Source organism: Chitinophaga fulva (assembly GCF_012927205.1).
In the GTDB taxonomy this organism is placed as follows: domain Bacteria; phylum Bacteroidota; class Bacteroidia; order Chitinophagales; family Chitinophagaceae; genus Chitinophaga; species Chitinophaga fulva.
The window spans coordinates 178,894-190,925 of sequence record NZ_JABBGC010000004.1 but is presented as its reverse complement, the minus strand read 5'-3'; the positions used below and the strand labels follow the sequence as shown (position 1 = coordinate 190,925).

The window sequence follows — 12,032 nt, the reverse complement described above, 5'->3', positions numbered from 1 at the left end:
TCTGCGTTATCTATTATTGCAACCAATATCAGTGGCTTAAAAAGGGATGGATCAGTGTATAATCAATGAACTATTCAAAAACATCACAGCGAACAATGACCAGACAGCCTTCAAAGCTTTCTACAATCATTTTTTCATAAAACTGCTGCGTTTTTCTTTCTCGCTCACCCGTTCCAAAGAGGTGGCGGAAGAAATTACGAACGATGTTTTTATGCATTGCTGGCAAAAAAGGCAATCGCTGACGGACATAAAAAATCCGCAGGTGTACCTCTTTGTGGTAGCTAAAAACAAAGCCATTGATCATATGCGCAAACAATCTGCCTCCCGGCAGGTAAGCATCGCAGAAGAAGATAAACTGGAAATTTCTTTTGAAAGCGATCCCGAACAACTGATGATCTCCGCGGAAATGATCCGCAAAATGGAGCACACCATCGAACAACTTCCCCCTAAATGCAAAATGGTGTACATCCTCGTAAAACAATACGGGCTGCGTTATAAAGAAGTAGCTACCGTACTCAATCTCTCCGTTAAAACAGTGGAAAACCAACTGGCCATTGCCATGAAAAGACTGACCACCGCTGTTAATTTCACCCTGGAAAAAATCTAGTCATTTTATCATTTGATTATTTTGATATTTAAAGACGAAGACCGAAGCGATTATCCGCTTCGGTCTTCGTCTTTATTAAATAACTAAATAATAAAATAACTAAATAACCAAATGATTAGTAGCCTTCGTTCTGTGGTTTCAGATTCGGGTTGTTCTTCATTTCAAATACCGGCAATGGGTACAGCAGGTGTTTCTTCGCCAATACCGCGCCGTTTGATTTGTTGACGTGGCCAATGAAATCGTCGAAACCATTCGTGTCTTCGTTGTATGCTTTGCGCAGGCGCAGCATATCAAACCAGATCACGCCTTCGTAGCACAGCTCATGCCAGCGTTCACGCCATACAGACTGTTCAAAGTCTCCCTGGCTGAGGCCCGCTTTTGCAGGCAGGTTCGCACGAAGACGGATAGCGTTCAAAGCCGTGTATGCATCTGCGTTAGGCGCCCCATCAGCACGGTTCTGTGCCTCAGCATATGTCAGCAGTACTTCCGCATAACGCATCAGCGTCAGGTTCAGATTGCTGATACCGGTACCAGGCCTGCCGGATGTACCATGGCAGGTCACATCAAAGAACTTGTAGATGTACGGAGCGCCCAGTTTGATGGTATCGCCGTTGCCTTTGAAGAAATAATAAGTGTAGAAAAACTGCTGTTGATCAGGGCGTTTATCTGTCGGCTCAAATTTCTTGTAGGAATTATAGAAAGACAGAGACGGCACATAGGTACCCTGACCGCTGCCTTTCGCGGAGATGTCTGGTTGTGCGTTGTTAGGCAGCATGGTGGTCTGCACCGGGTTTTCTTCTACACCGCTCAGGTATTGTACCTGGAACAGCAGCTCCAGTTTGTTGTTGGTACCAACGCTGTGCAGATCGTCGTAGCTGGTAAACAGGTCAATTTCAGAAGGATGTGCATTGGCATAGTCAATCACTTCTTTTGATTTATCAGCGGCCAGTTTATAATATGCCTGTCCTTTATTGAGCGGGAAACCGGCCATGGTCAGGTATACTTTGGCCAGCAGGGCTTTAATAGCCGCAGTGCTGGCACGACCGGTATTATCTTTCCAGGGAAGGCCGGCGGCTTCTGCTTTCTGCAGGTCATCCACGATGGCTTTGTACACCTCTTCAGTGCTGGTACGGCTGGGAGAAAAATCGGTCGATTGTGGTGTCTGTGACTTCAGGACCAAAGGCACATCACCCCACAGCCTTACTGCATAAAAATAAGACCAGGCACGCAGGAAGTAAGCTTCACCCAATACTTTTTTACGGGCCACTTCATCCATGGGATTGATTTTCGGAACATTGTCCAGTACCAGGTTGGCCTGGGCAATTTCGCGGTAAATCCCTTTCCACCAGTTACCGATCTGGAGGTTATCACCATCATACACCAGACCCAAGAGGTTGTTCAGGTCAGAGTTCTGGGCGGTTTTGGTGGTCACCGTGCCGGTAGCTGCATCCAGGAATGCGTAGTTGTTGGTGAAGATACCTGCACCTTCCCCTACGAAGCGCAGCCGGGAATAGGCAGCAAAGATGGCCGCATCAGCATGTTCAGGTAAAGTAAAGTAGCTGTCGGGGCTGAGGTTGGAAGGGTCCTTTTCTTCCAGGAACTTTTTACAACCGCTGCCCGCACCCATCAGCATAGCGCCGCAGAGCGCCAGCTGTATCGTTTTATGAATGATATTTCTCTTCATGATAAAGTCTTTTTGAATACTGAACAAATTAGAACGCCACGTTTAACCCCAGCTGATAAGTAGTGGGCTTGGGATAGTCGAAGAATGTCTGTCCTTGTGCAAAAGAATCGCCATAGGTAGATACTTCCGGGTCGTTGCCGCTGTATTTGGTCAAAACGAAGAAGTTTTGTGCAGAAGCCCAGATGCGCAGGCGGCTCAGGTGCATTTTCTGCAGTGCTTCAGGTTTGAAGTTGTATCCCAGCAGTAAGTTTTTACCACGGAGGAAAGAACCGTCTTCCACCCAACGGGTGTCCACGTTGGTAACATAACCGGCAGCCACCGGACGGGGAGCAGCGATCGGTGTATTCTGACGTTCCGGTGTCCAGTAGTCCAATACAGATTTGAAGCTGTTGGCGATACTGATACGGTCTTCACCGGAGTGGTGTGACATGTTCAGCACGTCAGCGCCGTAAGAGTACTGCAGTTCGAGGGTGAGGTCGAAGTTTTTATACTTGAAGCTGTTGATAAAACCGCCCCATCCTTTCGGGTTACCGTTACCGATGATCATACGGTCAGCATCGTTGATGATGTTGTCGCCGTTCACATCGCGATATTTTATATCACCGGGCAGCATGGTATTACCACCACGGTAGCTCTGGAATTTAGCGGCCTGTGCTCTTTCTGCTTCGCTCCAGGTACCTTCCCGTACCAGTCCCCAGAAGGAACCAACGGCTTCGCCTACACGCAGAATGTTGGTCTGGTTGGTGAAGTTGGGACCGCCCACACCGAAGATATCTGCCGGTGTAGCGAGTGACAGGATTTTGTTACGGTTGAAGGAGATATTGAAGATAGTGTTCCAGGTAAAGTCTTTTCCGTTTATTACCAGTGCATTCAGGGCCAGTTCCAGGCCTTTGTTCTCCATGGAGCCGATGTTTTTACGGATGGTGGCGTAACCGCTGGTAGTAGGTACCGGCGCATCGAGCAGCATGTCTGTTGTTTTACGGTAGTAGATGTCAGCTTCGAGGTTGATGCGGTTGTTGAACAAGCCTATTTCAGCGCCGAAGTCTGCCTGTGCTGTCTTTTCCCATTTCAGGTCAGGGTTGGCCAGCCTGTTGGTGCCAATGCCCTGTACTTTAGCGCCATTGATAACCGCAGCGTAAGTACCGCTGGCAGAGAGCGTAGCGAGTGACTGGTACGGCGGAATTTCAGAGTTACCGGTTACGCCGTAGCTGGTACGCAGTTTCAGGTTGGACAGGAGGTGGTTGCCTTTCAGCCACGGTTCTTCAGACACTCTCCAGGCCAGTGCGGCGGAGGGGAACGTAGCGTATTTGTTGGAAGGACCGAAGCGGGAAGATCCGTCTCTGCGGGCAGTGAGGGTCAGCAGGTAGCGGTCTTTGTACGCATAGTTCAAACGGGTGAAGTAAGAGAAGAACGAAAACCGGGTACGGCTAGAACCCACGCCACTGGCAGGGATCACAGATCCTGCGCCCAGGTTGTTGTTCTCAAAGTAATCCGTGGAATAGTTTTCGCCCCTTGCGTTGATGGTGAAGTAGTTGTTTTCAGAGGCACCCATACCCACCATGCCGGTGAAGGAGTGATCAGTACCAAAACGTTTATTATAGGTCAGGTAGTTTTCAAAGGACCAGAAAGATTCGCGGTCATTGGCCACGATGGCAATACCTTTCTGAGAGGCGGAGATATCCAGCAGAGAGCGGCCATTCCATTCGTTACGGCCACGGGTCACGATGTTGGCACCGAGGGTGCTGCGCAGTTCGAGCCCTTTGGCCAGCGTCAGGTTAGCGTAAGCATTACCGAGGGTGGTCTGTGTATTCAGGATGTATTTTCTGTCTGTCAGGATCTGTACCGGGTTGGAACCGCCTTCAGCGCCAGGATACATCTTATTGTTGGTCCAGGTGCCATCGGCCAGTTTCAACGGCAGGAAAGGCAGAGCCTCGGTGATCATACGTACGGAGTTAAGACCGCCGGTACCGATGTCTACCAGGTTTTCTTCCTGATTGTTATAACTGAGGGAGCCACCTACTTTCAGCCATTCTTTTATTTTGGTATCGATGGTAAAGCGTGCAGAATAACGTTTCAGATAGGAATTCAGCAGCAAGCCGTTATCATCGAGGTAACCGAGGTAGAGACCATACTGGGTATCAGGGTTGCCACCGGAGAAGCCTAACTGATGGTTCTGTGTCAGTTTGTGCTGAACGGATTCTTTGAACCAGTCGGTATCATACAGCGGGTTGCCGTCTTTATCGAAGAAGCGGGAGTCTGTTCTTTTCAGGGCAGGATTGCTGTTCACGTAGTTGCCATTGTCCCATCCGGCTTTATCATAGATCTGTGCATTTTTCCAGCCCAGTGTTTCCAGGTCGAGGTATTCTTTGGCGTTGAGCATTTTCACGCGGTGCGGGCCTGGTGTGTTGATGCCGAAGTAGTTGTCGTACGTTACGCGGCCGCCGGTAGCAGAACCTTTTTTGGTAGTGACCAGCACGACACCGTTAGCACCTCTGGCGCCATAGATAGCGGTGGAGGAAGCGTCTTTCAGTACTTCAATAGATTCGATGTCATTCGGATTAATATAGTCAATCGCGTTAGAGTTCTGTGTTTGGTTACCCATGGGCAGCGCTACTCCATCTACTACGTAGAGCGGGTTGCTGGTAGTGTTGATAGAGCTGAAACCGCGGATGCGCACCCTTGTCTGGCCGCCAGGGCGACCTGAGTTGGTGCTTACTTGTACACCGGGCATACGGCCGCTGAGGGCCTGGTTAACGGAAGGTGCAGGACGTTCCTGCAATGCGCCGGCTCTTACCGATGCTACAGCGCCGGTCACGTCAGATCTTTTCTGTGTACCATAACCGATCACCACCACGTCCTGCAGTGATTTCACGTCAGTGCTCAGTGCAGCATTGAGTGAGGTTACGTTACCTACCAGTTTTTCAGTGGGTGTGTAGCCCACGAAAGAAAATATGAGCGTTGTGTTGTTACCGGGTACATTAATGGTATAGCTACCGTCGGGACCGGACTGGGTACCGGTACTGGTGCCTTTCACCTGCACTGTCACGCCCGGAAGCGGCGTGTTGTCACGTGCATCAAACACCTTACCGGTGATCTTCTTTCCCTGGGAGAAGGCCAGCAGCGACAGCAATAGCAGGAAGCTGCTCTGCAAGCTGGTCCGTACCAGGAAGGTCAGTTTTTTCTTCATACATGTTTGTTTTTTGGTTAATAAAGGTTCAATGCCAAAGAGTTCATGCTAAAACGATTTTGCAAAGAGAGCCCGTTATCCCTTCCGGATATTTTTGGGAAGGAAAGCAGTCTGAAATACAGTAAAGGGCAGGCGGGCAGCGGAGGCTATGTTTCCAGATGGCAGGCCATCCGGAAAACACGCTGGTTGTTGACAAAGCTCATACAGGCTGATAACGTCACAAAAGGAGTGATGCGAAGACTCCTGATACCCGGAAAAAGTATCTGCTGTTGACAATCTGCTGCATGGGCTGATGCTGCCGCACAGGGCAATCACAACAACTACCCTGATACCTGGAAAATGTACACGGAAAAGGCTATACGAAGATGCCGTGGAAAGCATTGACATTACTTACATCCGGCTTTCCGGAAAAGGTCCATCAATGGACGTGGTACCATGATGGAATTTTCAAAGTGCCTTTTGTTACGTGCTAAAACGATTTTGTTAGATGATAATCATTCCCCTGATGTACAAAAACGATTTTGTTTTAGATTAAATAATGTGATAAATACCTGTTTACACTGCCAGACAAGGCAGTTACCCTGATTCAAAAAAATATGGTTTACAACCTCTAACGTGAAATGCGGTGGGAGCTGAATCGATTTAGTACTCCTGCCGGCTACAAGTGATTTTCATTTAACAGTGCTACCATTACAAGTGAATAATTTTTTAGATTTAGATCCGAGCTGGCATATTATCTACATACTTTTTTGGCGTTTTCACTACAGCTCCGATCATAAAAATATAATTATTTCCAGATAACTAAAACGTTTTTGCAAATTTTTTTATCGCTGGTAGCCGGTTGATGATAAATTACCCGCGAACTGCCAAAAGAACAGGAAAAAACGAAATAACCGATATAAAGACGCTATCTCCCGCCACCTACTTCCTTTTCTTTCCTTTCCATTAACTGAATTCATGATTTTTTTTATACCTTATACCCTGATACCTGGAAAAGAGTAGGAAAACTAATGGTGAGAACCAGCGATATTGCCCAACTGAGCGAGGCTGCATTGATCAGGGAAATTCATGCAAAAAACAGGCAGGCCTTTACCTATGTATATGAACGTCACTTCCGGGAACTGGTGATGGCGGCCTTCCGCTACTGCAAAGATGCAGGCATCGCACAGGAACTGGTACAGGAAGTGTTCATCAGAATATGGGAGAACCCTGTGCTGCTGGATGAAAACGGCGCCCTCCGTGCCTACCTGTACAAAGCGGTTATCAATCATGCGCTCAACTATCTTAAGCGGGAAAAAAACATCGCCCGCCATCACTCCCTTATTGCCGAATCACTGACAGACAGCTATCTGCACAACCTGCAGGAAGAACAGGAACTGAAAATGCGCATCTATCAGGAAATAGAAAAACTGCCAAAACAATGTTCAAAAGTGTTTAAAATGAGCCGCTTCGATGGCCTCAAATACCGCGAGATCGCTGCCCAACTACAGATCTCCGAGAAAACAGTGGAAAACCACATGCTCCACGCCCTTAAAACACTCCGCGAAAATCTTTTTTACCGCCAGGACAATTCCCGCGATTACACCGCCCACCTCCGCATGCTGCAACTCTTTCTGGCGCTCGCCGGTGAACTGGCCAACCGGTTGTAAACCTCACGGGCTCACCACCAGCTGTTCCGTTCTCTGCTTCCTCTCTTCTCCATATTATATTATATAAAAATTAATTTGAAAATTTTTTGTACGTCACTGGGGGTATCCCCTTCCGTGAATTGTAACAATACACAAAGGCTTCTGTCCAATGGAAAAAGAAACGATCAACTGGCTGCAACTGGTAAAATACCTGAACAATCCGCAGGACACTGCCCTGGAGCAGCAAGTGCGGCAATGGGCCGCCGCTTCCCCGGAAAATGAAGCCACTCTCCTGCAGGTACAACAACTATGGCAACTGTCACCAGACCTTAAAATACTGGACCAGCTGGATACAAAAAACGCTATCGCCCGGCTCCAGGAAGCCCTGCCGGAAGACGAAACTGTTCACCATCTGCCTGCACGCCGCTACCACTGGTTCCGCGTAGCTGCTGTCATCATCCCTATAGTGGCCGCCGCAAGCTGGTTCTTTTACCACTCCGGTACTGTCACCTACAAAGAAAAAGCTACACTGGCAGCCATCGATTCCCTGCTCCTGCCCGATCAGTCACGTGTTTATCTCGACAAGAACAGCCGGGTACGCTATCCGGAAAGAATGCAAAAAAACAGGACTGTCATCATGGAACAAGGCACCGCCTATTTTGACGTGGCCACGCAAACAGCCACTCCCTTCGTGGTTAAAATCGGACAGTCCAGCATCACCGTACTGGGCACCACTTTTAACATCCACCTGGAGAACTATCGTATAGGCGTCACCGTTAAAACAGGAAAAATCAGGTTCGCTTCCGGCCATACCAACGCACCGGAGACCATCCTCTCAGCCGGCGAAGGGTTACACTTCGATCCGGCCACCGGCAGCCTGGAACAGTATAATGCCATCAACAGCAATGCCGACGCCTGGATCACCCATGAACTTGTCTTCGTGGATGCCCCACTGTCAGAAGTATGCAAAAAAGTAGAAGCACTTTACCAGGTTAAAATCAACCTCCGGGGTAAAATCCCTGTGAAAAAACTGAATGCAACATTTAAAAACAATAAGCTGGAAGAAGTATTGGAGGTGCTGCAAGCTACATACCCTATAACGGTAGTGCACCGCAACCGGGAAATTACGATCACCGGCAGGTAATACCCTGCCGCCTGGCCTTTCTCCGTTGTTTAGCAACCCAATGTGTCAACTGAAATCGTACATCGCAGTTCTGTCAACCCGGAAATGCAACCAACATCATTGCAGGCTATGTTCCCGCTCCCCATGGAGCGTATCGCCTATGCCTGCTCCGGACCCGTTTAACCTATAATAATTATACACGATGTTTGAAATCCTTTACAAGAAGAAGAGACCAAAATCGAAGCTACTCCTTGCCCTATTGACAGTGGCATGCCTGGAAAACCAGGCCGCACCGCTGACAAATGAGCAAAACCGGGAGAAACTGGAAATCATCCTCGGCAGGATGGAGAAAAAATACAATGTCGTATTTGTGTATGATGCCGCGGTCATCAACAAAAACATGAATGTCGAAATCGATCCCGATAAAGTTTCTATGCAGCAGGCGCTTAATCTGCTCGAGAGCAAAGGCATAGCACATAAAGTAATCGGCGATAAGATCGTGCTCACACGCCCCGCCGAAGTAATCGCGCCACAACAGGAGGTCATCACCGTTAAAGGCCGTGCGGGCACCCGCGCGGAAAACGGTGATGCTTCCTTTGTGCCAGGTATCAGCATCGTGGAAAAAGGCACCAGCAACGGTATCGCTACCGACAGTAAAGGTGAATTCACCATCCGCGTAAAACCCGGCGCCACCCTCGTTATCAGCATGGTAGGGTTTAAAACACAGGAAGTGAAAGCCACCGCCGATAAACCTATTATTGTTACCCTCGAAGAAAATGTGACGAACCTTAACCAGGTAGTCGTGACCGGTTACCAGACCATCGACCGTAAACTCTTCACCGGTTCCGCGGCTACCCTCAAAGCCAACGACGTGAAACGGGAAGGTATCACCGACGTAAGCCGTATGCTGGAAGGCCGCGTGGCCGGCGTTTCTATACAAAACGTATCCGGTACCTTCGGCGCAGCCCCTAAAATCCGCGTCCGTGGCGCTACTTCCATCACCGGCGATAACAAACCGCTCTGGGTGGTAGATGGTATCGTACTGGAAGATGTGGTGAACGTATCCAACGAACAGCTCTCCACCGGAGACCCCACCACCCTGCTGGGCTCTTCCGTAGCCGGCCTCAACCCCGACGATATCGAGAGCTTCCAGATCCTCAAAGATGCTGCCGCTACCGCCATGTATGGCGCCCGCGCCATGAACGGCGTGGTAGTCATCACCACCAAAAAAGGACGCGTAGGCAAACCCCTCATCTCCTATACCGGTAACTTCTCTACCTATATCAAACCAACATATAAAGATTTTAACATCATGAACTCTGCCGACCAGATGTCGGTATACAAATCCATGGAAAGCCGGGGCTTCCTGCAATACGGTGACCTGGCCACCAGACAGGATGGCGGCGTATTCACCAAACTGGCGGAAAATATCAACAACAGAACAGTTTACAATGACGAGAAATCCAGAAATGAATTCCTCAAAAGATATGCACTCGCCAATACCGACTGGTTCGACGTATTATTCCGCAACTCCCTCCTGCAGGAACACTCCCTGAGTATCTCCTCCGGTACGGAAAAATCACAACTCTATTTCTCTACCAGCTTCCTCAACGATAACGGCTGGACCATCGGCGACAGGGTAAAACGCTTTACCGGCAACGCCCGCGCCAACTTCAACATCTCACCCAGATTTAATATAGGCCTCATCACACAAGGCTCTATCAGAGATCAGCGCGCTCCCGGCAGCATCGGAAGGGTCAGCAATCCGGTGGAAGGAAAATTTGACCGCGATTTCGATATCAACCCTTTCAGCTACGCCCTCAATACCAGTCGTACCATGACTGCCTATGACCAGAATGGCAACCTGGAATTCTTCCGGCGGAACTTCGCTCCGTTCAATATCATCAATGAACTGAACAACAATACGCTCGACCTCACCATGGTAGATATTAAACTACAGGGTGAAGCAGGCTATAAAATCACGCCTACCCTGAAATACACCTTCCTGGGCGCTTTGCGTTATGCCAAAACCAACCGGGAACATAAAGTAAGGGAGAACTCCAATATGGCCATGGCATATCGCGCCGCGGACAACGCCGATGTGATGAACAAAAATAAATTCCTCTACCGCGACCCGGACGACCCGGAAGCTTATCCCGTAGTAGTACTGCCCTATGGCGGTTTCTATAACACCAACGACGATTACCTCGTCAGCTATAACATCCGCAACTCCCTTGAATGGAATAAAACCTATAATAACACCCACATCTTTGTGGCCTATGCCTCCCAGGAATTAAGATATGCCAACCGTCAAAACAAATTCTCTAACGGTTACGGCTATCAGTTCGACAAAGGCGGCGTGCCTTACGTAGATCCCCGCATCATCAAACAGGCAGTGGAAAGTGGTTTCGATTTCTACGGCATGCAGAACTACTACGACCGCTTCCTCGCTTACATGGCGAACGGCGCTTATTCCTATAAAGGCAAATACAACCTCAACGGTACCATCCGTTATGATGGCTCCAACCTGCTCGGAAAATCCCGGACCGCCCGCTGGCTGCCCACCTGGAACATCAGCGGCTCCTGGAACGTGGATACGGAAGATTTCATGAAAACAGTACAGAACATCAACCGACTCACCCTTCGCGCTACCTATGGCCTCACCGCCAGCCTGCAGGGTAAAGCCACCAACTCCAGCCTCGTTACCCGCAGCGGCAAAACATATCGTCCCTATCTGCCTGAAATCGAGTCTGTGATCAATATCACCGATCTCGAAAACTCAGAGCTTACCTGGGAAAAACAATACGAAACCAACGTGGGTATCGATCTCGGCATGTTCAAAGATCGCCTCACCATTACCCTCGACGGTTATAACCGTAACGGCTTCGATCTCATTAGCCCTATCCGTACTTCCGGCATCGGCGGCCAGTTTATCAAAAATGCCAACTATGCCGACATGAAATCACACGGTGTGGAACTGACTGTTGGCGGCGCTGTCATCCAACAGAAAAACTGGCAATGGAGAACACAACTGACCGCTGCCTATAATGAAAACAAAATCACCAACCTGAAAACCAATCCCAATATCTGGGACCTCATCGGCCCTGATGGCGGACCTATGCTGAACCGTCCTTACAGAGGCCTGTATTCCATCGATTTGCAGGAACTGTCTTCACTTGATGGTACACCTGTATTTGTCAATGAAAAAGGAGAAAAAGTAAATGAAGTCAACCTCCAAAGTGATGCCATCAACTACCTGAAATACAACGGGCCTATTGATCCCAAGGTAACCGGCGGCTTCTACAACTCCGTACGTTATAAGGATTTCACCTTCTCTGCCCTGTTTACCTTCAGTGCAGGAAACGTTATCCGCCTCAACCCTGCCTTCCAGCAGCGGTATACGGACCTCACCGCCATGCCAAAAGAATTCCTCGACCGCTGGATGATGACCGGTGACGAAAAGCAGACAGATATTCCGTCCCTGTCTGACCTTCGCGTAATCAATAAACTTAGTGGCGTTACACCCTATTATACCTATAACTATTCTTCTACCCGTGTTGCTGATGGGGGCTTTATCCGCCTGAAACAGGTATCGCTGAGTTACAACCTGCCGCTGAGGTATACCTCAGCAATAGGCCTTAACAACGCTTCGTTGAGCCTCGTGGCCAACAACCCATGGCTGATCTATGCAGACCCTAAACTGAAAGGCCAAGACCCTGAGTTCTTCCAGTCTGGTGGCGTAGCGTTACCTGTCCCTAAGCAATACACCCTGTCCGTAAAAGTTGGTTTTTAACCTGAATGAA

The 12,032-nt window shown here is 49.0% G+C and carries 6 protein-coding genes; 4 read left to right on the top strand and 2 right to left on the bottom strand.

Annotated features, from left to right (window positions below; genetic code table 11):
• Nucleotides 1–46: 46 nt before the first annotated feature.
• Nucleotides 47–607, top strand: a complete 561-nt coding sequence (locus HHL17_RS29090) for an RNA polymerase sigma-70 factor (protein ID WP_169228374.1) — start codon at nucleotides 47–49, stop codon at nucleotides 605–607.
• A gap of 115 nt (nucleotides 608–722) precedes the next feature.
• Here HHL17_RS29090 and HHL17_RS29085 read toward each other — a convergent pair whose 3' ends face one another.
• A complete protein-coding gene (locus HHL17_RS29085) occupies nucleotides 723–2,291 on the bottom strand; it encodes a RagB/SusD family nutrient uptake outer membrane protein (RefSeq protein WP_169228373.1) in 1,569 nt (522 codons plus the stop codon).
• A gap of 28 nt (nucleotides 2,292–2,319) precedes the next feature.
• Entirely contained in the window at nucleotides 2,320–5,478 is a 3,159-nt protein-coding gene (locus tag HHL17_RS29080) for a SusC/RagA family TonB-linked outer membrane protein (protein ID WP_169228372.1), read from the bottom strand.
• A 1,010-nt stretch (nucleotides 5,479–6,488) separates the two neighbouring features.
• Between HHL17_RS29080 and HHL17_RS29075 the strand changes: the two genes are divergently transcribed.
• The 3 genes from HHL17_RS29075 (at nucleotide 6,489) to HHL17_RS29065 (ending at nucleotide 12,022) form a co-directional block, all read left to right on the top strand.
• Nucleotides 6,489–7,127: an RNA polymerase sigma-70 factor gene (locus HHL17_RS29075; RefSeq protein ID WP_169228371.1), complete on the top strand. Its 639-nt coding sequence runs from the start codon at nucleotides 6,489–6,491 to the stop codon at nucleotides 7,125–7,127.
• A 148-nt stretch (nucleotides 7,128–7,275) separates the two neighbouring features.
• Nucleotides 7,276–8,250: a FecR family protein gene (locus tag HHL17_RS29070; RefSeq protein ID WP_169228370.1), complete on the top strand. Its 975-nt coding sequence runs from the start codon at nucleotides 7,276–7,278 to the stop codon at nucleotides 8,248–8,250.
• A gap of 181 nt (nucleotides 8,251–8,431) precedes the next feature.
• The gene (locus tag HHL17_RS29065; RefSeq protein WP_169228369.1) at nucleotides 8,432–12,022 is read left to right on the top strand and encodes a SusC/RagA family TonB-linked outer membrane protein; all 3,591 of its coding nucleotides are present in this window, start codon (nucleotides 8,432–8,434) and stop codon (nucleotides 12,020–12,022) included.
• Nucleotides 12,023–12,032: the final 10 nt, after the last annotated feature.